At 38.8% G+C, this 22,287-nt stretch carries 26 protein-coding genes; 10 read left to right on the forward strand and 16 right to left on the reverse strand.

Features of this window, described 5'->3' with window-relative positions; translation table 11 throughout:
• Nucleotides 1-58 precede the first annotated feature (58 nt).
• The gene (gene speE, locus G3O09_RS02310; RefSeq protein ID WP_163099601.1) at nucleotides 59-886 is read right to left on the reverse strand and encodes a spermidine synthase; all 828 of its coding nucleotides are present in this window, start codon (nucleotides 884-886) and stop codon (nucleotides 59-61) included.
• Nucleotides 887-1,331: 445 nt separating this feature from the next.
• Between speE and G3O09_RS02315 the strand changes: the two genes are divergently transcribed.
• On the forward strand, nucleotides 1,332-3,392 hold the full coding sequence (locus G3O09_RS02315) for a transglycosylase domain-containing protein (RefSeq protein ID WP_163099603.1): 2,061 nt from the start codon (nucleotides 1,332-1,334) through the stop codon (nucleotides 3,390-3,392).
• A 195-nt stretch (nucleotides 3,393-3,587) separates the two neighbouring features.
• Here the strand turns inward: G3O09_RS02315 and G3O09_RS02320 are convergent, their stop codons facing one another.
• Both G3O09_RS02320 and G3O09_RS02325 read right to left on the reverse strand, forming a co-directional pair.
• Entirely contained in the window at nucleotides 3,588-4,103 is a 516-nt protein-coding gene (locus tag G3O09_RS02320) for a YwhD family protein (protein WP_163099605.1), read from the reverse strand.
• Between the two features lie 255 nt (nucleotides 4,104-4,358).
• On the reverse strand, nucleotides 4,359-5,015 hold the full coding sequence (locus G3O09_RS02325) for a site-2 protease family protein (protein WP_163099712.1): 657 nt from the start codon (nucleotides 5,013-5,015) through the stop codon (nucleotides 4,359-4,361).
• 180 nt (nucleotides 5,016-5,195) lie between these two features.
• Between G3O09_RS02325 and G3O09_RS02330 the strand changes: the two genes are divergently transcribed.
• The gene (locus G3O09_RS02330; protein ID WP_163099606.1) at nucleotides 5,196-5,384 is read left to right on the forward strand and encodes a 2-hydroxymuconate tautomerase; all 189 of its coding nucleotides are present in this window, start codon (nucleotides 5,196-5,198) and stop codon (nucleotides 5,382-5,384) included.
• An 81-nt stretch (nucleotides 5,385-5,465) separates the two neighbouring features.
• Here G3O09_RS02330 and G3O09_RS02335 read toward each other — a convergent pair whose 3' ends face one another.
• The 3 genes from G3O09_RS02335 to G3O09_RS02345 all read right to left on the reverse strand — a co-directional run bounded on the left by G3O09_RS02335 (nucleotide 5,466) and on the right by G3O09_RS02345 (nucleotide 7,819).
• Nucleotides 5,466-5,975 carry a YwgA family protein gene (locus G3O09_RS02335; RefSeq protein ID WP_163099608.1) on the reverse strand — a complete coding sequence of 170 codons (510 nt, stop codon included), beginning with the start codon at nucleotides 5,973-5,975 and terminating at the stop codon, nucleotides 5,466-5,468.
• Between the two features lie 53 nt (nucleotides 5,976-6,028).
• Nucleotides 6,029-7,333: an HD domain-containing protein gene (locus tag G3O09_RS02340; protein WP_163099610.1), complete on the reverse strand. Its 1,305-nt coding sequence runs from the start codon at nucleotides 7,331-7,333 to the stop codon at nucleotides 6,029-6,031.
• Between the two features lie 264 nt (nucleotides 7,334-7,597).
• On the reverse strand, nucleotides 7,598-7,819 hold the full coding sequence (locus tag G3O09_RS02345) for a YuzB family protein (protein WP_163099612.1): 222 nt from the start codon (nucleotides 7,817-7,819) through the stop codon (nucleotides 7,598-7,600).
• Between the two features lie 256 nt (nucleotides 7,820-8,075).
• Between G3O09_RS02345 and G3O09_RS02350 the strand changes: the two genes are divergently transcribed.
• A complete protein-coding gene (locus G3O09_RS02350) occupies nucleotides 8,076-8,825 on the forward strand; it encodes an RsfA family transcriptional regulator (RefSeq protein ID WP_163099614.1) in 750 nt (249 codons plus the stop codon).
• Nucleotides 8,826-8,925: 100 nt separating this feature from the next.
• On the opposite strand, the gene lipL is transcribed toward G3O09_RS02350, so the two are convergent.
• Together lipL and pta are read right to left on the reverse strand one after the other, a co-directional pair.
• Nucleotides 8,926-9,765 (reverse strand): octanoyl-[GcvH]:protein N-octanoyltransferase, encoded by an 840-nt coding sequence (lipL, locus tag G3O09_RS02355; RefSeq protein WP_163099616.1) that lies wholly within the window; start codon nucleotides 9,763-9,765, stop codon nucleotides 8,926-8,928.
• Between the two features lie 161 nt (nucleotides 9,766-9,926).
• Nucleotides 9,927-10,904, reverse strand: a complete 978-nt coding sequence (pta, locus tag G3O09_RS02360; protein ID WP_163099618.1) for a phosphate acetyltransferase — start codon at nucleotides 10,902-10,904, stop codon at nucleotides 9,927-9,929.
• Nucleotides 10,905-11,245: 341 nt separating this feature from the next.
• On the opposite strand from pta, the gene hemQ reads away from it, so the two are divergent.
• Nucleotides 11,246-11,992: a hydrogen peroxide-dependent heme synthase gene (gene hemQ / locus G3O09_RS02365; RefSeq protein WP_163099620.1), complete on the forward strand. Its 747-nt coding sequence runs from the start codon at nucleotides 11,246-11,248 to the stop codon at nucleotides 11,990-11,992.
• Between the two features lie 197 nt (nucleotides 11,993-12,189).
• Nucleotides 12,190-12,681 (forward strand): spore coat protein GerQ, encoded by a 492-nt coding sequence (gerQ, locus tag G3O09_RS02370; protein ID WP_163099622.1) that lies wholly within the window; start codon nucleotides 12,190-12,192, stop codon nucleotides 12,679-12,681.
• A gap of 45 nt (nucleotides 12,682-12,726) precedes the next feature.
• Here gerQ and G3O09_RS02375 read toward each other — a convergent pair whose 3' ends face one another.
• From G3O09_RS02375 to G3O09_RS02385, 3 genes are all read right to left on the reverse strand, one after another.
• Entirely contained in the window at nucleotides 12,727-13,098 is a 372-nt protein-coding gene (locus tag G3O09_RS02375; RefSeq protein ID WP_163099623.1) for a DUF423 domain-containing protein, read from the reverse strand.
• 42 nt (nucleotides 13,099-13,140) lie between these two features.
• Nucleotides 13,141-13,422, reverse strand: coding sequence for a YwdI family protein (locus G3O09_RS02380; protein ID WP_163099625.1), 282 nt, complete (start codon nucleotides 13,420-13,422; stop codon nucleotides 13,141-13,143).
• A gap of 525 nt (nucleotides 13,423-13,947) precedes the next feature.
• Nucleotides 13,948-14,625 (reverse strand): uracil-DNA glycosylase, encoded by a 678-nt coding sequence (locus G3O09_RS02385; protein ID WP_163099627.1) that lies wholly within the window; start codon nucleotides 14,623-14,625, stop codon nucleotides 13,948-13,950.
• A gap of 145 nt (nucleotides 14,626-14,770) precedes the next feature.
• On the opposite strand from G3O09_RS02385, the gene G3O09_RS02390 reads away from it, so the two are divergent.
• Nucleotides 14,771-16,216, forward strand: a complete 1,446-nt coding sequence (locus G3O09_RS02390) for a phospholipase D family protein (protein ID WP_163099628.1) — start codon at nucleotides 14,771-14,773, stop codon at nucleotides 16,214-16,216.
• Nucleotides 16,217-16,410: 194 nt separating this feature from the next.
• Nucleotides 16,411-16,764, forward strand: a complete 354-nt coding sequence (locus G3O09_RS02395) for a YflT domain-containing protein (RefSeq protein ID WP_163099631.1) — start codon at nucleotides 16,411-16,413, stop codon at nucleotides 16,762-16,764.
• A 40-nt stretch (nucleotides 16,765-16,804) separates the two neighbouring features.
• On the opposite strand, the gene G3O09_RS02400 is transcribed toward G3O09_RS02395, so the two are convergent.
• Genes G3O09_RS02400 through G3O09_RS02410 form a run of 3 tightly spaced genes read right to left on the reverse strand, consistent with a single transcriptional unit; the run spans nucleotide 16,805 to nucleotide 18,523 of the window.
• Nucleotides 16,805-17,827: a ThiF family adenylyltransferase gene (locus G3O09_RS02400; protein ID WP_163099633.1), complete on the reverse strand. Its 1,023-nt coding sequence runs from the start codon at nucleotides 17,825-17,827 to the stop codon at nucleotides 16,805-16,807.
• Nucleotides 17,828-17,832: 5 nt separating this feature from the next.
• Complete coding sequence (gene moaD, locus G3O09_RS02405) at nucleotides 17,833-18,066, reverse strand: molybdopterin converting factor subunit 1 (protein WP_163099635.1); 234 nt, start codon at nucleotides 18,064-18,066, stop codon at nucleotides 17,833-17,835.
• A complete protein-coding gene (locus G3O09_RS02410) occupies nucleotides 18,059-18,523 on the reverse strand; it encodes a molybdenum cofactor biosynthesis protein MoaE (RefSeq protein ID WP_163099638.1) in 465 nt (154 codons plus the stop codon). The genes moaD and G3O09_RS02410 overlap by 8 nt, the downstream gene beginning before the upstream one ends.
• Before the next feature lie 490 nt (nucleotides 18,524-19,013).
• Between G3O09_RS02410 and pdxK the strand changes: the two genes are divergently transcribed.
• Nucleotides 19,014-19,838, forward strand: coding sequence for a pyridoxine/pyridoxal/pyridoxamine kinase (gene pdxK, locus G3O09_RS02415; protein WP_163099639.1), 825 nt, complete (start codon nucleotides 19,014-19,016; stop codon nucleotides 19,836-19,838).
• Between the two features lie 89 nt (nucleotides 19,839-19,927).
• On the opposite strand, the gene G3O09_RS22690 is transcribed toward pdxK, so the two are convergent.
• Together G3O09_RS22690 and G3O09_RS22695 are read right to left on the reverse strand one after the other, a co-directional pair.
• Nucleotides 19,928-20,047 (reverse strand): VOC family protein, encoded by a 120-nt coding sequence (locus G3O09_RS22690; RefSeq protein WP_275898291.1) that lies wholly within the window; start codon nucleotides 20,045-20,047, stop codon nucleotides 19,928-19,930.
• Between the two features lie 35 nt (nucleotides 20,048-20,082).
• Nucleotides 20,083-20,286, reverse strand: coding sequence for a VOC family protein (locus G3O09_RS22695; protein WP_275898290.1), 204 nt, complete (start codon nucleotides 20,284-20,286; stop codon nucleotides 20,083-20,085).
• Nucleotides 20,287-20,468: 182 nt separating this feature from the next.
• Between G3O09_RS22695 and G3O09_RS02425 the strand changes: the two genes are divergently transcribed.
• Complete coding sequence (locus tag G3O09_RS02425; RefSeq protein ID WP_163099641.1) at nucleotides 20,469-20,816, forward strand: YojF family protein; 348 nt, start codon at nucleotides 20,469-20,471, stop codon at nucleotides 20,814-20,816.
• Nucleotides 20,817-20,832: 16 nt separating this feature from the next.
• A complete protein-coding gene (bshB2, locus tag G3O09_RS02430) occupies nucleotides 20,833-21,495 on the forward strand; it encodes a bacillithiol biosynthesis deacetylase BshB2 (RefSeq protein WP_163099643.1) in 663 nt (220 codons plus the stop codon).
• Nucleotides 21,496-22,287 lie beyond the last annotated feature (792 nt).

The following is a 22,287-nucleotide window of genomic DNA, read 5'->3' on the forward strand; positions in this document are numbered from 1 at the left end:
AAAGCGGCTGAAACAAAGCATTCTCGCGTCATTTCAGCCGCTCCGGTCAAGCATCTGATTATTTTGTTAAGTCACCAACAAATTTAGGTAATACAAAAGCAGCTTTGTGAAGTTCTTTTGTATAATATTTTGTTTCGATTTCGTGGAAACGCTCCTCACTTACTTCAAGTGGATCGTACTTCTTGGAACCTAGAGTGAAGCACCACATTCCACTTGGATAAGTCGGGATGTTTGCAATATATAAACGAGTGATTGGGAAGATTTCCTTAACATCCTTTTGTACTTGGCGGATTAGATCAGCCTTGAACCAAGGGTTGTCGGATTGAGCTACAAAAATCCCATCTTCTTTTAATGCCTTTGAGATTCCAGCATAGAAACCTTTAGTGAATAAGTTTACTGCAGGGCCTACTGGCTCTGTAGAATCAACCATGATTACATCATATTTGTTTTCTGCAGTCGCGATATGCAAGAAGCCATCGTCAACTTGTACATCTACACGCTCATCTTCAAGCATACCTGCAATCGCTGGAAGGTATTTCTTAGAATACTCGATTACCTTGCCATCAATATCAACTAAAGTAGCTTTCTTTACACTTGGATGCTTTAATACTTCACGGATTACGCCACCGTCTCCGCCACCTACTACTAGTACATGCTCTGGATTTGGATGTGTGAATAAAGGAACGTGTGCAACCATTTCATGATACACAAACTCGTCCTTATCAGAAGTCATAACCATATCATCTAACAGAAGCATTGTTCCCCATTCTTCCGTTTCAACCATATCTAGCTTTTGGAAGTCTGTTTGTTCTGTATGTAAAGTGCGATTCACCTTCATTGTAATACCGAAGTTCTCAGTTTGTTTCTCAGTAAACCAAAGTCCCATCGTAATCGCTTCCTCTCTTATTTCAATATTTTATAGATTAATTCACATATTCTTGCCGTGTTATCGCTGTTGGGAGTATGCATTTTTTCCACATGCTATTAACGTCCCCTAACTAGGTTGTATCAAAACAAAAAAACGAAAAAAACCATGCCATTTAAAAAAACTCGGTCCAGCCATTCCCTTTGGAAAGGTGTACCGGGTTTGTGTTTTAAATCTATTCTTTTTTATGCACAAAAAAAAGTATAGAACAATGCGAAAAAAATGCAAGAAAAATTTTGCGTTTCTTAAAATTGAACTTCTATAATCATTCACCAATAGCCTCTAAACCTCGTTTTCCCTCCAAAAATCATAAGAAAGTTTCCCCTCCCATGTTTAAAATGTCCGATGTTTTTTCATAATGGTTAATACACATTCAGGATGATGTCTGTAATTGGGGGTGAAAACAATGGAAGTAATGGCTCGTCAAAGATTTAAGAAATCCGCAAAATACGTACGCGCAGGGATCATCATTCTTTTGATGGGAATCATTATTGCTTCCATCATATACGGTTCGATCCTTATATACGCTAAAATCCTTGGTGCTCCTCCACTCGCTGTTCCTCAGTCTTCACTTTACTACAGCAGTGATGGATCCATAATTGGAGAGTCACATAGTGGTCAAAAAAGATATTGGGTTACGATTGATGAGATTTCTCCATATTTAATTGACTCTGCCATTTCAGTCGAGGACCGTAAATTTTACGACCATGGCGGCTTCGATTTAAGAAGGATCGCTGGGGCTGTTCTTGCTGATATAAAGGCAATGGCCAAGGTCCAAGGTGCAAGCACGATTACACAACAATACGCACGTAACCTTTTCTTAGAGCATGATAAGACATGGAAAAGGAAAATAAATGAAGCACTGTACACGATCCGAATTGAGATGAATTATTCGAAGGAACAAATTCTCGAAGGATATTTAAATACGATATATTTTGGACATGGTGCCTACGGAGTTCAAGCAGCCAGCCTTTATTATTTTGGCAAGGATGCCAAGGATTTAACACTTGCTGAAGCAAGCATGTTAGCAGGAATTCCAAAAGGTCCTTCTAGGTACTCACCTTTCGTGTCTATGGAGCATGCCAAGTCACGTCAAAAAATTGTTCTTCGTTCCCTAAAAGAAGTAGGGATTATCTCCGAAAAGCAGATGGAACAAGCGATTGAAGAAAAAATCAAATTGACTGGACAGCATGTGACTGTTAAGGAAAAAGTTGCTCCTTATTTTCAAGATGCTGTGAAGTTAGCTTTAAAAAATAATTTAGGATTGGATGAAAAAACGATTGAATTGGGTGGTTTAAAGGTATATACCACACTTAATTTGGAATATCAGGCTCAAGCAGAGAAGTCTTTTGAATCCATCATTTCAAATTCGTCTGAAATTCAAGGGGCCCTTGTAGCGATGGATCCTAAAACCGGTGAAGTCAAGGCTTTGGTCGGAGGAAAAGACTATAATCAAAGTCCATTTAATCGTGCTACACAAGCTGTTCGTCAACCTGGTTCGACTATTAAACCATTATTATATTACACGGCTCTAGAGCACGGTTTCACCCCTTCTACAACGTTAAGGAGTGAGGCAACGACTTTTACCTTTGATGACGGAAGAGCCTCTTACGCTCCACGTAATTTCAACCACCAATACGCGGATGGAGAAATTACGATGGCACAGGCAATTGCTCTCTCTGATAACATCTATGCGGTTAAAACCCATTTATTTATGGGAGAGGAAGCTTTGATCAATGCAGCCAAAACCTTTGGCATAAAATCAAAAATGAAGAACCTCCCATCACTCGCTTTAGGGACATCTGGTGTTCGTGTCATTGAAATGGTCAATGCCTATAGTATGATCGCCAATAACGGAAAAAAGGTAGAACCTGTTTTTATTAAACGAGTGGAAAACTATCATGGAGAGGTGTTATTCGAAGCTGAAGAAGAAAAACATCAAGTATTGGACCCTGACCAGGCATTCGTTATGACCTCCTTGCTAACTGGTGTCTTCGATAAAAGGCTGGATGGCTACGCTACTGTAACAGGAACGACCATCATTCCTAAACTGACAAGACAATATGCCGGTAAATCAGGAACTACTAAGTCAGATAGTTGGATGATTGGCTATACGCCTCAATTAGTAGCTGGTGTTTGGACAGGCTATGATCATTCACAATATATTGAGAAACCTGCAGAAAAACTTTATGCGAAGCAAATATGGGCTGATTTTATGGAAAAAAGCCTTAAAGGAACAGCACTTAAAACGTTTAAACCAACCAAGAATGTCGTTGGCACTTATGTGAATCCTATGAACGGGAAACTAGCTACATCAGACTGCCCAATTTCACGGCTAACCTATTATGTGAAGGGCTCTGAGCCAACGGAGTTTTGTATGGATCATAACCATGTTGAACCGATTAAAAATGAACCAGCACCAAAAGAAAAAAAGAAAAAACCTTGGTATAAGCTATTTTGGAATTAAAACAGAGAAAAGTTGTATAGAAATGAAAAACCTCGAGACAGTTTCCGCTGTCTCGAGGTTTTTCGTGTCTTAGTTTCGTAGCGTGTGCACGCTGTAAATAAGTTTACTTATTTTATCGTTATTCGACAAGTACTATGTTTTTTTTTCAAAAAATGTCACAGTTTCGACAAATTTTCAGACCTTTTCGATCCTGTATTATCCTTGTACGTGTAACTGTTGTTTTAACTCATCGGAAGATCGTTCCCACATGCCTAAATCGTGCTTCTTCAAGAACTCCATCAAGATGTTTTTGGAACTGGCATCGATATGATCTACCATGATTTTTCTCTTCATGGCTTTATCCATTTTGTTCACATGATCAGGAAGTGATTTATAGCCTCTTCTAATTTCACGGTCTACCGTCATTTCACAAGCAGTTACTCCCGCATAATAAGGTCCTTGTGGATTGCGTTCAATCGCCACCCAAACCAGCCAGTATGGCTTTCCATTCGGGACATCCTCTTTGTTCGGTAAAAATTTGATTCCCTTTTCGACTGCGCTTCTTGCGTGCATGGCTCCAACATCCACCATGGCGTCACCCTCGACCACATCGATGATTACTGGAGAAATATTATCTAAGCTCAATGCTCCCGTCCCATATCCACCATGACCTGATGTTGGATCATTTTTAATGATATTAAATTCTATCTTTTTCTTTGGTTTTTCTTCCATATCGATTAACCCTTCCTTCCTATACTTTTTATAAGGCTGTATTCGTAAACTATGTTGCTGTTTTACAATGGAGACGTTGATTTCCGTTCCAGGAGCTTGCTTTCCGGGGGGCGTTCGCCGAGCCTCCTCGTCGCTAGCGCTCCTGCGGGGTCTCCCCTATAACGCTAATCCCCCAGGAGTCAAGCGCCTTCCACTCCAATCAACAAACTGCTAAAAATCAATAATGGACTTTAACACAGTCTATTAAAGTGCTTTTTATAAAAATAGACCCGAGAAAAACTGATTTAAAGTATGGCTCAATTTAGGAATTACAACGTTAAAAATAGGCTGTATGGTGTAGCGATCTAACGGAGTAATCACTAGTACTAAGAAAATAAGAGACCCATATTGCTCAAATTGGGTCATCTTTGCCCTTAAATGGTCAGGAGCCAAATCCTCTAGGATACGATATCCATCCAAAGGTGGAAACGGCAACAAATTAAAGACGAATAACAATAAGTTTAAACTAATCATCATATTTAAGAGATTTTGAAGAAATTCAGATTCCCCACCAATACCGAACGACTGCAATCCGTACCAGATGATAAAGGATAGCATCGCAATAAATAAGTTGCTCAATGGACCAGCGACAGATACTAACACCCCTGCTAATCGTGGGTTTTTAAAGTAAGAACGGTTCACTGGGACAGGACGTGCCCACCCAAATCCAAAAATCAAAATTAAAATGGTACCTAAAGGATCGAGATGTTCTTTAGGATTCAGAGTAAGACGGCCTTGATTTTTTGCAGTCGGGTCTCCAAATTTATAAGCTACATACGCGTGCGCGAATTCATGTATCGTAAAAGCGACCAATAGAGCTATGATTACATAAGGTAATTCTTCTAATGAATATACCAAAAACCCATTTAACATTCTTTCTAGTGTATCCAAAGTCATTCCTCCAAATATTAACTATCCTCATTATACCTTAATTTCTATTCCCATTTTATCAACAAACCGGACATTATGTCATTTTCCTATGTCCCACATTCTTGATTTCTCCCTTCAATTATGAAACACTTTAAGCATTATTGATAGGAGGAGGGAAATTACATGCCCTATGTAACTGTAAAAATGCTAGAAGGTCGTACAGAAGAACAAAAGAAAGCACTCGTACAAAAAGTAACGGAGGCTGTTTCTGAAACTTCTGGAGCGCCAAAAGAGAATATCGTTGTATTCATTGAAGAAATGTCTAAAAACCATTATGCCGTTGGCGGTCAACGACTAAGCGACAAAGAATAAACGTAAGTAAAACCATACGGTCTAGACACTCTAGGTCCTTTTAGTGAAACTTATTTCCATTACCACGAAGGCTAGACTACATCATTGTAGTCTAGCCTTCTCTTTCAAACTTTCAATGTATCGATATGCTTCTTCTATTTCCTCGTGTGTATACTTCTGTTTACTTTTCAACGTAAAGATTTTCTCTTCTACTTCATCGCGTTTTAATTCATCAAAATATAAAACGGTGGATACTAATTCAAGGAATCTAGCATTCTGTTCATTCATATCTAGTAAACATTCACGTATATTGGTTAAATCTAAAGAATGCAGATTTAAAAATTCCTGGCCTGATTCAGTAATCGAATAGCAGTATTGATGATAACCATTCTTCTTTTCCTTGGATTCATTAAGATAGCCCAGGTTGCATAGCTCTTCTATCCTTAATGTTAATTCTTCGGAATAGGGACCAAAAAAGTGAAATTGGAACTTTTCTTGGAAAGGGAAAGCTATTTTTTTAGAAATATAGATCATTTTTTGCAGCTTCTTGCGTCCTGAAATTTCCCCAACAGACGCTATGGCATGAATAATTTTCGCATGGTCCTTAAACAAAGAACTTCACTCCTACAAAAATATAATGACAGATTGTTTTTATTCTTCAGGTATTAATTAATCCCGAGTAATTCTCGAATTTGCCTCTTCACGTTCTTCTTCGTCGATTCGTCCAATAGTAAATCCAAAGGATAATACAGCTTATGATCCGTCCTTCTCTTACCTGAAATGGCATCAACGATTTCCGATTCTCGTGATAACTCCCTGATTTCTCCGTTTGCCTTCAACAAATGGATCGGCAACCTTTCTTCCTCTTCCCCTGGTCGATAAAAATCATATGGAAGATCAGATGAGGAGTCTACCACTAAGTAATACTCCGGATCAATCCCGGCTTTTTTAAATAGTTTTGTCAACTCAATCAGCTTCGTCATCCCTTCACTAGAAGGTTGATATTCTGCATATTTAAATAGGTTACGGTTCACAAAGCGATTGCATAAATCGCTTAGAATAGAATCGCTTTCTTCTTCCCATTGTTGGAAATAAAACTGCATGATTCCTTCATCCAATTTTAAATAGTCCGTTAGACTAACCTTCCCTTTAAACAGAGAATAAAAATGGATGGGTTCTTGGTTGAAGGTGTAACCAGTGTTATAGAGATGTTTTGCACGATGGAGGATTTTTTTCAATATGACTTCCGCGCTTCTTGAGACAGGGTGGAAGTAAACTTGCCAATACATTTGATAACGGCTCATGATGTAATCCTCTATCGCATGCATCCCACTGCTCTTAATCACTACGAGGTCTTCCCTAGGCCTCATAACACGTAAGATCCGCTCCATATCGAATTGACCATAGCTTACTCCAGTAAAATATGCGTCTCGCTGTAAATAATCCATCCGATCAGCATCGATTTGACTCGATATTAAACTTACAACCAATTTATCTTCATATGTTTTAGCAATCACTTCAGCAACTTTTTTAGGAAAATTAGGTTCTACTTTTTTCAGTACTTGATGAACCTCTGTATCTCCTAAAATAATTTGTTTTGTAAAATCCTCATGATCTAGATCGAATACCTTCTCGAACGAATGAGAAAAAGGACCATGCCCTAAATCATGAAGTAATGCAGCACAAAGGACGAGAAGTCGTTGATCTTCATTCCATTCTTCCCTTCCCGAAAATACATCATCAATGATTCTTCTAACTATTTCATAGACACCAAGAGAATGATTCAACCTACTGTGTTCGGCACCGTGAAAAGTCAAATATGTTGTGCCAAGCTGACGAATCCGTCTTAATCGCTGGAATTCTTTCGTACCAATCAAATCCCAAATTACTTTATCCCTTACATGGACATACCGGTGCACAGGATCTTTAAATACTTTTTCTTCGTCTAGCTTTTCATTTGAATATCCCATAGGCCACCTACTTAAACGTAATCTTCATCTTTTCATTATAGCTTTTAATTTCATAAAAATTAAGCTAGTGAATGGTTAAAATTTGAAAATTGAAAAATTTATATAGAACACATTTAATCTTTTGAAATCAAAGTAGTGTATATCTTTTTAGCCTATAAAGTTTATCCGTTGTTTGCAGCGAGAGGCACTTGCTTTCCGCTCAAAAAGAAAAATCATCCTCACATACTGTGCAAGATGATTTTCTCATTTTCTATATATAATGAATTACTTAATTTTAGTTCGGACTTTATCCATTAGCTCGTCCTCATTAGGAGCTGAAACAGGACGATTATTTACAAATGCGAATGACTTTTTTCTTCCTGGACCACAGTAGGATTGGCAGCCAATATCAATGGCAGCATCAGGATCCAGTTTTTTCAGACGTGGTACAAGCGTTTTGATGTTAGTCGCTTGGCAATCATCGCAAATACGAAACTCATTTGCCATTCTGTGACCACTCATCCTTTCTACTGTTTTACTTTACGAACTTTTTAGCGCTAAAGCGTATTGTACATTTTCTGTAAATGAATTTCAAGGAGCAAACTTTAACAGTTTCTTTTTCTTGCTATGAATCTTTGTATAAAACTCTAGGTTTTTGTTCAGAATGATGACTAGAGAAGGAGAAAAGCATTTTATATAACATCAAAATGATTTCTCCCATAATTATAGATTCAGTGAGGCAGGCGAAGAAAGGATGAATTTCATGAAGATCCGTCAAGATGCATGGAACGAAGAAGATGATTTATTATTGGCAGAAACCGTATTAAGGCATGTACGAGAAGGAAGCACGCAGTTAAATGCTTTTGAAGAGGTTGGCGATAAGCTCAATCGTACATCTGCTGCTTGTGGTTTCAGATGGAATGCAGTTGTACGCCATAACTACGAGAAGGCACTTCAATTGGCTAAAAAGCAAAGAAAGCAACGTCAAAGAATGCTAGGTAAAGAGCAAGGTGGAAAGAAAAAATTATTATATAATCCTTCCACACCAACTACAGCTATGGAAGTTGGATTAATGACAGAACCAACTGAACTAATAAGCCTTAATTTCATCGAAGAAGATACTGTTGAGGTGGAAAGCAGACAAGAACTCTCTGTTCCAACTTCTTACACTCTTAAAAAACCAATTCAAACGTATTCTAGCAATTCAATGAATCTTGATGCTGTTATTACGTACTTACAAAGTCTTCAGTCCAATCAATTAACGACAGAAGTACTAAAATCAGAGAACGAGAGATTAAAGCTAGAAATAAAAGATTTGAAACAACGAAATCAAGAGATGGAGAAAAAGCTTTCAAGCCTAGAACAAAATTCAGAAACCATTCAAGAAGATTATGAAACATTGATGAAAATCATGAACCGTGCCAGAAAGCTTGTCCTCCTTGAAGAAGACGAGCGTCCTGCTACAAAATTCAAAATGGACCGTAACGGTAATTTAGAAAAGTTAGCAGAGTAAAAAGACACATTCAAGACTATATATAGATATATATCTTTTGGAGAAAAGGTTGGCAGCAATCTCGTTATAAATAATCGAAGAGGGTGGCTCATGTCATGAGTCACCCCCTTTGCATTTTTTCATTTCTCTCTTCAATTCGTTGAAGATAACCTTCATATAGATCAGCTTCATATTCAAGTAGCTGTGTGGATCGCAGTTCTTGACTATGCTTCTGCAGGAGAGTCAACAGCTTAAACATACACGTTTGAACAGTAAGCTCCTTATCTACTAATTCTTGCAAAGATGCCATTACTTCAGGAAGTATAATAGGAAACTGGAATTTAGTCTCGGCAGATTGTTTAGCTTTTTGATAGAAAGTCTGTATATATCGTGCTCTTTCGGAACCACTGCCTGTCACACAAAGATAAATTTGGACCGCCACTCCATTGCGGATGCGTCGCTGTGAAATGCCGGCGAATTTCTTACCACCGATACTTAAATCGTAGCTTCCAGGGCAATAAGATCCGACGATCTCCCTCGCTTCCACATTCACCTCGTAAGGCTCGAGCATTTTTCGGACTAGATGCCACATTGTATCATAGCCCATATTAATATCTATTTTATTGTCCTTTTCGGGAAAAATAAGAGAAAGATTTAGTACGCCTTCATCAAGGACAACCGCCAATCCTCCAGAATTCCTAACAATCGTCCTGAAGCCTTCTTCTTGTAGGTACTGTATCCCCTCTTGTAAATAAGGGAGCTTCGTATCCTGAATACCTAGAACGACGGTATCATGATGAACCCATGCCCTAGCTACCGCAGGAGACTGCCCTGTTCCAACCGAATGACAGAGGGTATCGTCCATCGCAAATGATTGAAGGGCTGAAAAATATGGCCCCATCGAAGTTTGATCTATAATACGCCATGTAGGCTGTATCAATAAAGACATGCTTTCTTGCATAATTTATCTCCTTAATTACGGAAAACCATTTTTAAAAAATGAATTTCACTTTCATCATTCAATAGTATAACAAAAACTACTTTTCATTATCGAATTAAATCCGCCAACACCCTTTTCCATAAAAAAGAAAGCACTCCAATTCAAGTGCTTTCTTTTTTAGCTTATTGCTGTAATGCCTGTGCTGCAGTTATTAATGACAATTTGTATACATCTTCCTCATTACATCCACGAGATAGATCGTTTACAGGTCGATTCAACCCTTGTAGGATTGGTCCAACCGCTTCAAAATTCCCTAATCGTTGGGCAATTTTATAGCCAATGTTCCCTGCCTCTAGGCTAGGGAAGATAAATACGTTTGCATCCCCTTGCAATGGAGAATCTGGAGCTTTTTTTGCAGCCACTGATGGGACAAAAGCAGCATCAAACTGAAATTCTCCATCCAAGACCAACATTGGATCACGAAGCTTGGCAGTAGCCACGGCTTCCATTACTTTATTAGTTTCAGGCGATTTTGCAGATCCTTTAGTCGAAAAGCTCAACATTGCCACTCTCGGTTCTATGCCAAACATCTTAGCCGTTCTTGCACTTTCGATGGCAATTTCAGCAAGGTCTTGGCTATCAGGGGAAATATTGATGGCACAATCTGCAAATACATATTTTTCATCACCACGGACCATGATGAATACACCAGATGTTTTTTTTACGCCATCTTTCGTCTTAATGATTTGCAAAGCTGGACGAACTGTATCTGCCGTCGAATGGGCAGCACCGCTCACTAGTCCGTCTGCCTTGTTCGAATGTACTAACATTGTTCCGAAATAATTCTCGTCCAATAAAATTTTACGAGCATCCTCTTCAGATACTTTTCCTTTTCTGCGTTCAATAAAGGAAGCAACCAATTCATCCATCATTATAAAATTATGAGGGTCGTAGATTTCAGCATTTTCCAAAGAGATATTATAATCTTTTGCAAGTTGCTGAATTTTTTCTATATCCCCAATTAAAATAGGAGTCACTAATTTTTCTTGAGCAAGCCTTCCAGCAGCCTTTAAAATTCTCTCATCAGTTCCTTCAGGGAAAACAATTTTCAAAGGATGCCCTGATACTTTTTCTTTTAAAACAGTAAATAAATCACTCACTATAATAGCCTCCCTACACTCATTCGTATTTAGTCTACTCTTTGTTTGAAAAAAATTCTATGTAAGAGGAAAGTGTTATCGCTTTCATCTTAAATGTTCTTTTTTTCTGAAAAATCCTTGTCCATCCTATTCAATTTTCTCCTATTAACGGTGGAATAAACCTTCGTTTCAATCAATGGTCAATCGAATGTTGAGAATAATTCCTGTAAATTTGTCCATTCTGTAAATATTAGTGCATTTTTCCTTAAAACTAACAGAATTAGGGTGTTTCTCTTCCTGCATTTTGGATTAACTGTGTTATAGTAAAAATTGTACATAGAAGAATTATAGGAGTGATAGCAATGAGTGAAGCAGCACAAACTCTTGATGGCTGGTATTGCCTTCATGACTTCCGTACAATCGATTGGACAACTTGGAAAATGCTTTCTAGCGATGAGCGCCATGGAATCATTTCAGAATTTCTTGGTCTAGTCGAGAAATGGAATAAAACTCAATCTAATAAAGAAGGCAGTCATGCCCTTTATACTATTGTTGGACAAAAAGCAGATTTCATGATGATGTTCGTACGTCCTACAATGGAAGAATTAAATGAAATTGAGACAGAATTCAACAAATCCAAGCTAGCTGAATATACAGTTCCAGCTCATTCTTATGTGTCTGTTGTTGAACTGAGCAACTATTTACCAGCTGGTGAAAATCCTTACGAAAACCCTGAAATTCGTGCACGTCTATACCCAACCCTTCCAAAGGCAAAACATGTTTGCTTCTATCCAATGGACAAGCGCCGTCAAGGAAACGATAACTGGTACATGCTTCCGATGGATGAGCGTCGTAAAATGATGCGTTCTCATGGGATGATCGGCCGCCAGTATGCAGGCAAAGTAAAGCAAATCATTACAGGTTCTGTTGGGTTTGATGACTACGAATGGGGCGTAACTCTATTCTCAGACGATGTGCTTCAATTCAAAAAGCTTGTTTATGAAATGCGTTTTGATGAAGTTAGCGCACGCTATGGAGAATTCGGTACTTTCTTTGTAGGTAACCTACTAAATGAAGACAAAATATTCTCATTTTTACATGTTCAATAATTAAATGTTACCTGAAAAGCCTCCAGAATTTTGGAGGCTTTTTTCATGTTCTAGCTTGGAATAAAACGCAAAACCCATCATACATATTAAATAGTGAAAATTTTGTTCAAGCTTCAAATCACTCCTTATCCATGCCTTTAGTTTGAGGCGGAGAACAGGAAAATCAGGTAAAAAATTGTGAATATGGAGGTTTGAAAATGAGCCAAAACAATACGAATCCATACATTAACTATGGATATAATTCCGGGCAACCTATTTATGGAGCAGTTCCAGATCCTCGTCAGCAACAACCTATGTATTACCAACAGCAGCCTACACAGAACCAATACACGCCACCTCAAGGAGGCATGCCACCAGTTTCACAGCCACAAAGTGCGCCTACAACTGGTCCTCAGGGAATGCTGCCTGTTGAGGAATCATATATCGAAAACATCCTCCGCTTGAATAAAGGCAAGCTAGCTACTATCTATATGACTTTTGAAAACAATAAGGAGTGGAATGCAAAAATTTTCAAGGGAATCATTGAAGCTGCCGGCCGTGACCATATCATCATTAGTGATCCTCAAACAGGGATGCGTTACTTGCTTCCAATGGTTTACCTGGATTATATTACGTTTGATGAAGAAATCGAGTATGAGTACCCTTATAACGGGGCGCGTCCACAATTGGCACATTACTCACCTAGATAACAAATAAAAATCCTTGCCGATAGAAATCGGCAAGGATTTTGCTTTTTACAAATATTTATAGACCGCAATCATCATTAGTACCCATGCAGCCAAAAAGGACAAGCCACCAAGGGGTGTGATCGCACCAAGAACTTTAATTGGAGTTACACTTAATACATACAGGCTTCCAGAGAAGAGGATAATCCCGATAAACATTAGCCAACCAGCCCAATTCACCAAGGATACATTTGGCAATTTCCCTGAAAGTAGCCCTATGACTAACAAACCAGTCGCGTGGAACATTTGGTACGTCACGGCCTTTTCCCAAATTTTCATATATTTTTCTGTTAGCTTACCTTCTAATCCGTGTGCTCCAAAAGCCCCTAGAGCTACCGCTAAAAACGCATTGATTGCTCCGATTATTAGAAATACTTTCACACTTGTTCTCCACCTTTTTTTAAAATTTCTAATTAAAGCATACTAGAAGTCGAATAAAGAATCTCCATTCGCATCTTCCATCCTTACTGTCTTTTCTTGTATTCCGCTTGGACGAGATGAGATGGAAGGACTCATGACAGCAGGTACATTAAAATTGACCGAAGACTTTGATGAAGGTACTTCAGAAGTTTGATTTGTCAACAGCTCACACATCGATTGAATGGCAACCACATACCCTTTGCTTTCATCAATCGTTTGGGCAGACTTCGCTCTTTCTAAAAGTTCTTCTATTTTATGTAAGACTTGTTTATATGAAACATCCATACTCTCTACACCTCTCTAAAAAGCCCTTGTGTTATCAATGAACCCATAATAGACCGTATTGTATCACAATCGGGTTAATCAATACTAATGGTATTGCCCTCAAACACAAGCAATACATCACAGTCTTGTAATTTCCCCCTTGGATCTGGGCTAGTATTAACCGCCTCAACGGGTAAGCGCGAGGACATTTAGTAAAAGTTCATGTTAAATCCATAAGTCCATAACCCTGAGTACCCTTCCTTTTTTACTTCGCTTCATACCTCATACAAGGCTGCCTTGATGATTGGTAAACCGTTAAGGAAGGAAGTGTAGCCGTCTTAAATTGGAAGGCCTTGCATCCTTTAGGGAATTTCGGATCCCACGTTACATAGTAGTGTTTGCACTTTAAGCAATTAATCCTTTTTTGGTCCAACAGATTCCCCTCCACCCTCTATATTCTACATGAAGTTAATGGCAAGAACGGAGAAGAAGTTTGAATAATAGATGTCGAAATGTAATGTTTCATGTGAAACATTGTCGAATTTATTATAGATTCGGAATGTACCAATCTATCTCTTCTTCACCCATTCCCCTTAAAATTTGATTTGTTTTTGAAAAAGGTTTACTGCCAATAAATCCTCGATAAGCGGATAAAGGGCTTGGATGCGGCGAAGAAACAATATAATGCCTTTTTTGGTCAATGAGCTTAGACTTTGAATAGGCAGGACTGCCCCATAAGATGAAAATCACAGGCTTCTCTCGTTCATTCAGGACTGAAATTATTCGGTCGGTAAAAATCTCCCATCCCATCCCTTTGTGAGAATGCGCTTGTCCCTCTCTAACGGTCAAAACTGTATTTAATAGGAGAACCCCTTGTTCTGCCCATTTTTTTAAATATCCATGGTTCGGAATAGGACACCCAAGATCATCATGTAGCTCTTTGTAAATATTTTTCAGTGAAGGTGGAATGGCAACTTGTGGTTGCACTGAAAAGCTCATGCCATGCGCTTGCCCTTTTCCATGATAGGGATCCTGCCCTAGTATAACGGCTTTCACTTCATCATAAGGAGTAGCCTGCAAGGCGTTGAAAATGTCACCTGAAGCTGGATATATTGTGGCAGAGGCATATTCTTGTTTCAAAAACTCGCTTAATTTCACATAATAATCTTTTGAAAATTCATCGTTTAATAATAGATTCCAATCATTATGAAGGATTTGTTTCAATGTGTACTTCCACTCCGTTAATGAAATTTTTCGTAATTGTTAAATGACTTTCAATGCGAACGACTTAACCTTATTGGTTTAATCCTTCCCTAGTATTGGATAAAGAAGTTTAATAGATTAATTCATATTAAAGGATGGACAAACCATGACGAAAGAGAAAAAGACTTGGTATAAGAAAAAAAGATATATACTTCCCTTATTCCTATTTGCGATTGTTTTAATTGTCATGCTTTATCACAACAAAAAACCCCTGCCTAAAGGTGTTTCCTCGGAAGGAGATATTCATAGGCTAGATGATGTTACGTTTTTATATGATTTAACGTATCAAACCCACGATGGCGCGGTCAAACATGAACGGAAAATCTTTGATGCCATTTACAATGCGATTGAAGATGCAGAAGAGTTTTTAATCGTCGATATGTTTCTTTTCAACGGGTATTACGATAAAGAAGCAGATTTCCCAAGAATCAGTGGAAAGATGACGGAAAAAATCATCCAACAAAAAGAAAAACATCCAGAATTAGAAGTTATCTTTATTACGGATGAAATCAATACCACATATGGTTCCCATCCTGCGAAGGAATTGGAAAAGATGGAGGATCACGGAGTAAAAGTAGTAATTACCAACCTTGATCGGTTAAGAGATCCCAATCCATTGTATTCAGGAGTTTGGAGAACCTTCATAAAGTGGTTTGGAGAATCAGGAGCTGGATGGGTGGAAAATCCGTTAGCCGAGAATGCTCCTGATGTTACGGTACGTTCGTACCTTAAATTGTTAAACATAAAGGCCAATCATCGTAAGGTCCTGGCTACAGAAAAGACAGCTATTGTTTCTTCAGCAAATCCTCACGACGCTAGTGGAAATCATTCAAACATTGCCTTTCAATTGAAAGGCAACATTATTCAAGACATAGTAGATGCGGAGGAAGCGGTAGGTGAATTTTCAAATGGACCTAACCCATTTCCCGAATTAAAACAACCATATCGCGAAAAGGGTACAATCAAAGCCCAATTCCTTACAGAGGGAAAAATCACAAAACATGTCGTGCAGGAGCTCAAGGCAACAAAAAACGGCGACGAAATTTGGGTTGGGATGTTTTATCTCGCTGATAGAAAGGTGATTAATGCCATAACTGGAGCTGCAAGACGTGGTGTTCAGGTGAATATGGTCTTAGATCCAAACCAAAACGCGTTCGGCAGTGAAAAAATTGGGTTACCCAACCTCCCTGTAGCTGCTGAACTAGAAGAGGTGGGAGAAGAAAATATGAAGATACGCTGGTATAAAACAGATAAAGAGCAGTTCCATTCCAAGCTGCTTTATATTAAAAAACCAAACGTTAGTGTAATTATTGGCGGATCGGCGAACTATACAAGCCGAAACTTAGATGACTTTAATCTTGAAGCAGACGTCAAAATAATTGCGCCCCCTACTTCTGATTTATCCAGGGAGGTCGATGATTACTTCCACAGAATATGGGAAAACAAGGATGGAATTTACACGCTAGACTATAAAGAATACCAGGATAAGCTCCCATTCCTAAAGTATATCGCGTATATCATCCAAAAAACCTTCCGATTTGAGACATATTAATGTACTTGGGCCAGTTTTTTATAAGAGGATTAATAGAAGCTAGAGTATTTCTATAAAATACCAACTAAAATGAAGTTTCATCGTGGCCATACGAGGTATATATAGAACATAGCTGAGAAGCTAGTACACACATTTACCTATTGAAGTTAAATCACCACAATGAAAACGATTAAACATTCAAGGAGGAAACCAGAATGAGCTCAGTTTATGTAGTAGAAAATGGAGTACAAGCAAAAGAAAAGGTTGAGCAATTAACAGCTTCGGGTCACACAAAGGAAAATATTTATGTCTTCACTCATGACAAAAGTCGTTCTGAACATTTAACAGATTTAACAAATACAGAGAATGTAGGTATGAAAGAACAAGGTTTGTTCGACTCAGTTGGAAACCTATTCCGCTCCCGTGGAGATGAGCTACGCACAAAAATGACATCTCTTGGTCTATCTCAAGCAGAGGCTGAGAAGTATGAAAAGGAATTAGATTACGGTAAAGTGGTAGTCGTTGCTACAAATGGCGATGCGATGAATGGACATACGACTGGAATATAAATTTTAGAAAAAGGTGCCGAATTGGCACCTTTTTTATCTGTTATCCCATCATCTTTTGGTAGAGAGCTTTTGCGTGAACCATGTTCTTTGTGCCATGGATTAATGCACGACCATCTGGAAAAACGACCATTCTTTGATGATTTTCAAATTCGATGGATACCAGAAAAGGATTAGCCTTTGCCCTTGCACCCATCTGAAGCGCACTTTCCTTTAGCTTCTGCAAATCTAGATGAAGGCTTTGGGGAGGACGAATTTGGATGGTTTCTCTTCCACAGAGTATGGTGGTTTTAGTTGTATTTTCGCCTTTCAGGAATGGATATTCTGGATGCTCTCCACAAGAAAGACAGCTTGCTTTTTTGACCTTAGATACTTTTACATGATGAAAATGGTTATTCCATAAATCAAAGCTCACAAACGTGTTGCGAACAGATTCGATATCACCAACTAGTAGTTTGAGAGCTTCAGATGTCTGGTGGGCCACAACCATTTGAACAGCCGGGCCTATGATTCCACCAGTATCACATGTCATTCCTTGAACAGGAATTGTATTCAACATACAATGCAAGCAAGGAGTCACACCCGGTATGATGGTAAACGTCATTCCAACGCTACCCACACAGGCTCCATAAATCCACGGAACTTCCCACTTTTGAGACAAGTCATTTAGTATCATTCTAGTTTCAAAATTATCGGTGGCATCGATAATTAAATCTACACTTTTCACTAGTGATTCTAGTGAAACGGCATCCCCATCCATGATATATGGTGTGATTTTTGCTTCTCTATTAATCTCGAGAAGGTGTTTTCTTGCCGCTTCCGCTTTCGGCAATCTGTTCAGAACATCTTGTTCTGTATATAGCTGCTGCCGTTGTAGGTTACTTTCTTCCACATAATCACGGTCGACTATGGATATCTCCCCTACCCCTGCTCGAACTAACATTTCAGCATTGGCAGATCCTAGAGCACCAGCACCTACTAAAAGCACATGCTTATTTTTTAATCGGCCTTGGCCTTCTCTGCCGATTTTTGAAAAAAGAATTTGTCTGGAATATCGATCGTCCATGACTATTAGCCCCCACTTACTGGTGGTATGAAAGCAACTACATCTCCAGCCTTCAACATGGTTTCATCATCTGCGAACTCTTCATTTACAGCAGTCATGACTGAAGCTAAACCCTCTAACCCTAGTTCTCTATGTAGATGTTTTTTCAATTCTTCTAAACTATTTCCTTCACCAAGCCATTCCATTTCAGCAAGCCCAACAGCCTCTTTCAAGTGGGCAAAAAACAATATCCTAATCATTCAAATCCTCCTCTCCCGGCTTTCCCTCTGGATAGGACTTCGTCTCAAGCTGATTGCCAATCCACTCTGCTCCGTCCTCCCACTGTTCCTTTTTCCAAATAGGGACGATTTCTTTAATCCGTTCAATCGCGTACCGATTCGCTTCATAAGACTCTGCTCGATGAGGGGTCGATACGGCAATGACGACAGCAATATCCGTAATTTCTAACCTTCCTACCCTATGAGAAATGGCCACCATCGCCCCTGGCCAGCGTTCTTTGATTTCCTGTCCAATTTGCTCCAGCTTTTTGGCTGCCATGGAAGCATACGCTTCATAAATCAAAAATAGAGTCTTCTTCCCATGCGTCAATTCACGGACAGTTCCAATGAAGGTTGTAATGGCCCCTGCTTCCCTTTGAACTACTTTATCCACTACTTTTTGAATATCAATTGGTTGCTCAGTTATTTCAAATAGCATATCTATCCCTTCTTTCTGTGGGAGATGTTATTTTATTCAATCATCATTTTTTCAAAAATTTCATTTATGGCAATTGGGGCCTTATCTATTCCCATTCTACAAGAATTTCCGCCAGATAATTGTCTTTTCTTTGGCTCTTTTCGCATGAATGTTGTTTTACACCTATAAAGTTTGTCCGTTGATTTCCTCTCCAGTCACTTGCTTTCCGCGGGGAGGGATGGGAACCTCCTCGGCTTACAGCCTGTGATGTCTCCCACTTCCCTCTTTATCCCGCAGGAGTCAAGTGCCCTCCGCTACAATCAACTCAGATTGTAAATTACTCTAAAAAATCAACAATATTTACGTAAACAGCCTTTTCTTTAAATGTTAGATAATTACAGCATGAAGAAACCACAGAGTTTTGTCCAGTAGGCAGATTTGGTGTATCCCTATACCAGTGTGATATATTTTACTAGTGTATTTATCCATTAACTTTTTAGGAGGGTTACATATGACTATGAAAAAGGCACTTACAATCGCAGGTTCCGATTCCAGTGGAGGAGCAGGTATCCAAGCTGACTTAAAGACCTTCCAGGAACTTGGTGTGTACGGAATGACAGCTCTTACGACTATCGTATCCATGGATCCTAAAAACCATTGGCACCATCAAGTATTCCCACAAGCTGTCGATACTGTCGAAGCACAGCTTGAAACGATTATTTCCGTTGGAGTAGACGCATTAAAAACGGGAATGCTCGGATCTGTAGAAATCATTGAGCTTGCTGCTCGCAAAATCAAAGAAAATAACCTTCAAAATGTAGTTATCGATCCTGTTATGGTTTGTAAAGGAGAGGATGAAGTCCTTTTTCCAGAACATACTGTAGCTTACCGTGAAACGTTACTTCCATTAGGTACGATTACTACCCCTAACCTTTTTGAAGCCTCCCAACTTGCAGGCATGGGGCCAATCAAGTCAATCGACCAAATGAAAGAAGCAGCAGAAAAAATCCAAGCTTTAGGCGTTAAATATGTCATCATAAAAGGTGGTAGTAAGCTTCAAGGAACAGACAAAGCCATCGATGTCTTTTATGACGGACAGGAATTTGAGTTAATTAAAAATGAATTAATTGATACTCCTTACACTCATGGTGCAGGGTGTACATTTGCTGCAGCCATTACAGCTGAATTGGCAAAGGGCAAAAACGTTCGTGAAGCTGTAGAAGTTGCAAAACAGTTCATCACGGAAGCCATCCGCCACTCATGGAAGCTAAATGAGTATGTTGGACCGACCATGCATGGTGCTTACAAACTGTATGGCGCAGGTCGTAATGAATAAGATTAGATAACAAATCAAAAACTCGTCCATTTTGGACGAGTTTTTCGGTTTAATATAGGTTCTATAGTTCGATTATACTTGTCTAATGATTAATTAAACTGCAGATACTCTAAGACATTTCCGAATGGATCTCGAAAGCTGATGAACTTTCCTGGAGGGCAGTCTGTTGGCTGGTCTACAATGAAGTTAACCTCATGTTCTTTTAACATTTTGACCTTATGCTCAATGTCTTCTGTTTTTAACCCTAACACCACTCCCGAAAAATGCTTTCAGATTTATATGAGGATTTTTCCGATTCCTCTAAAACTATTGGCAAGTCTCCGTGAACGAGTGTTACAATTTTTGGCCCATATTGTTTATTTATTTCAAACCCTAAAACAGTAGTGTAAAAATGAATGGCCTTCTGAATATCAGGAACATAGATCCCGATTACACAAACTTGACTCATTGCTTGCCCTCCTGTAATTCATTTGCATATTCTAAGGTAACTATTCTACTTGCTAACAAAATCCCCCTTCTTATCCCAAAAATAATTAAAAGTTTTTAAGACCATCTTTTCGCATTCTAATTCCGTTTTTAGTAAGATAGTACATAGAGAAAATTGTGCCTTTTTCCAAAGGAGGAGCGAGCTTGAAACCGATTGTCGTATCAGAAGTGCAATATAAAATTAATGAACTCCAGAAGAAGGATGTATACGTCCATTTAGAAACTACAAATGGTGCTTATGCCTCCCACTTCGGCGGTGGTACCTACTCTGCAGGTGCCTATATCCGAAATGCCCTTGTGCAATATGAACACGGAAAGATTTTAGGTGAAGACCCTTATCGAGTCGGTTTGAAGCTTTCTATTGGTTGGGTTTATGCTGAAGGGCTTAATCACTTTGAAATCGATGAAAAAGGGAGACTGTTGCTTGCAGGGCTTGATGCTGAAGGAAAGCTAGCAGTTGCCTTACAAATTAGCGAAACACCATTTGAGTAAGGAAGGAGTGGATACAATGGAAAAAGAAAAGCATGTACTCGTCATATTTCCCCATCCAGATGATGAAGCATTTGGGGTGTCGGGAACTATTGCTTCCTATATAAAAGCAGGAACACCTGTAACTTATGCCTGTTTAACACTTGGTCAAATGGGCCGTAACCTTGGAAATCCTCCCTTTGCAACGAGAGAGTCGCTTCCAGAAATTCGCCGAACTGAACTTCTAGATGCCGCAAAGGTTATGGGTATCACTGATTTAAGAATGCTTGGCTACAGAGATAAAACGCTTGAATTTGAAGATGAAGAGGAATTAGCGGAAAGTATGCTCGCATTAATACGCGAAGTCCATCCTTCCCTTGTCATTACATTCTATCCAGGGTATAGTGTACACCCTGATCACGAAGCGACTGGAAGAGCTGTCGTCCGAGCAATCAAAAACATGGTTGAAGAGGATAGACCGAAGCTTTATGGAGTAGCATTTGCGCATAATACTCTAGAAGAATTGGGAGAACCCCATGTGATTCATAACGTGGGAGATGTTGAAGACATCAAAGTAAACACAGTTCGCTCTCACCGTTCTCAAACACAATTAATGACCGCAGCATGGACCGAAAAGCTGTTAAATAGAGATCCTGATTTATTAGCTTGGCTTCATAATGAAAGATTCTGGATTATGAAATAAAACGTATGAGGCCCGTTTTTTACGGGTCTTTTTACTGTCTCAAGCTGGATAGGTCGTATACAGTACCTTTTTTGCTCCCTGTCAAAGGGAGGTTCATGGTTTTGAGAATGCGGGTAGCAAGCGAAGAGCATGAGATATGAAGGAAATGTTTTAGTTGTTTACTGGTAATTGTCGAACTCCATAAATAACTGTAATCCTTTATAGATTCCTTATGTGCATCTAAATATTTTTGATTACACATTGTACAATACCAATATCCATGTATCCTCAATAACGGGATTTTATTACAGATAGAACAATGTACCCCCGTAACAAGTTCTTTCTTTGAAATTTGAAAGCGTTCTAGAACAGAATAATCACTCAAGTATTTTAATAGGTTTTCTTGAATGAGAGGAATTTTCGGATGGTCCGGAGGTATTCGGCGAAGTAAAGCCTGCATTTTCGGTATAGATATGGGGATTTCACGCTTTTTTATTATCATTTAGCAGCTCCTTTCTAGAATGCTTATTAAATTAAACATCTAGAGTGAAAAATCCTGCTCTAATTCATACTTTAGAAGAGAGTCTGTTTCACATATTACCAAATAGCCACTTTTATTATCAAAAACGGGCAGATATTATCAAAATGCCCTCACATTTTATCAAAACTGCAAAATTATTATCATATTAAAATTTTCCACCTTCGAAATCAAAAACAAAAAAATCCACCCATTCAAGACGGGTGGATCAAAGGGGGGATACTATGGAAAGCTCATCATGGTATAAGTTTTACCAGCCCTCCTTTTTTTATACC

The sequence above is a fragment of the Peribacillus alkalitolerans genome (genome assembly GCF_010882125.1).
GTDB lineage: Bacteria > Bacillota > Bacilli > Bacillales > DSM-1321 > Bacillus_BN > Bacillus_BN alkalitolerans.

Bases quoted from the DNA above. Each gene is read 5' to 3' on its own strand.
- bshB2 (WP_163099643.1), top strand. From the start codon at position 20,833: ATGGAAAAAGAAAAGCATGTACTCGTCATATTTCCCCATCCAGATGAT.
- G3O09_RS02345 (WP_163099612.1), bottom strand. From the start codon at position 7,819: ATGGCAAATGAGTTTCGTATTTGCGATGATTGCCAAGCGACTAACATC.
- G3O09_RS02380 (WP_163099625.1), bottom strand. From the start codon at position 13,422: ATGGATGTTTCATATAAACAAGTCTTACATAAAATAGAAGAACTTTTA.
- G3O09_RS22695 (WP_275898290.1), bottom strand. From the start codon at position 20,286: ATGAGTCAAGTTTGTGTAATCGGGATCTATGTTCCTGATATTCAGAAG.
- moaD (WP_163099635.1), bottom strand. From the start codon at position 18,066: ATGATTAGGATATTGTTTTTTGCCCACTTGAAAGAGGCTGTTGGGCTT.
- speE (WP_163099601.1), bottom strand. From the start codon at position 886: ATGGGACTTTGGTTTACTGAGAAACAAACTGAGAACTTCGGTATTACA.
- hemQ (WP_163099620.1), top strand. From the start codon at position 11,246: ATGAGTGAAGCAGCACAAACTCTTGATGGCTGGTATTGCCTTCATGAC.
- G3O09_RS02325 (WP_163099712.1), bottom strand. From the start codon at position 5,015: ATGTTAAATGGGTTTTTGGTATATTCATTAGAAGAATTACCTTATGTA.
- G3O09_RS02320 (WP_163099605.1), bottom strand. From the start codon at position 4,103: ATGGAAGAAAAACCAAAGAAAAAGATAGAATTTAATATCATTAAAAAT.
- pdxK (WP_163099639.1), top strand. From the start codon at position 19,014: ATGACTATGAAAAAGGCACTTACAATCGCAGGTTCCGATTCCAGTGGA.
- G3O09_RS02395 (WP_163099631.1), top strand. From the start codon at position 16,411: ATGAGCTCAGTTTATGTAGTAGAAAATGGAGTACAAGCAAAAGAAAAG.
- G3O09_RS02340 (WP_163099610.1), bottom strand. From the start codon at position 7,333: ATGGGATATTCAAATGAAAAGCTAGACGAAGAAAAAGTATTTAAAGAT.
- G3O09_RS02410 (WP_163099638.1), bottom strand. From the start codon at position 18,523: ATGCTATTTGAAATAACTGAGCAACCAATTGATATTCAAAAAGTAGTG.
- gerQ (WP_163099622.1), top strand. From the start codon at position 12,190: ATGAGCCAAAACAATACGAATCCATACATTAACTATGGATATAATTCC.
- G3O09_RS02390 (WP_163099628.1), top strand. From the start codon at position 14,771: ATGACGAAAGAGAAAAAGACTTGGTATAAGAAAAAAAGATATATACTT.
- G3O09_RS02315 (WP_163099603.1), top strand. From the start codon at position 1,332: ATGGAAGTAATGGCTCGTCAAAGATTTAAGAAATCCGCAAAATACGTA.
- lipL (WP_163099616.1), bottom strand. From the start codon at position 9,765: ATGCAAGAAAGCATGTCTTTATTGATACAGCCTACATGGCGTATTATA.
- G3O09_RS02400 (WP_163099633.1), bottom strand. From the start codon at position 17,827: ATGGACGATCGATATTCCAGACAAATTCTTTTTTCAAAAATCGGCAGA.
- G3O09_RS02330 (WP_163099606.1), top strand. From the start codon at position 5,196: ATGCCCTATGTAACTGTAAAAATGCTAGAAGGTCGTACAGAAGAACAA.
- G3O09_RS02350 (WP_163099614.1), top strand. From the start codon at position 8,076: ATGAAGATCCGTCAAGATGCATGGAACGAAGAAGATGATTTATTATTG.
- G3O09_RS22690 (WP_275898291.1), bottom strand. From the start codon at position 20,047: ATGTTAAAAGAACATGAGGTTAACTTCATTGTAGACCAGCCAACAGAC.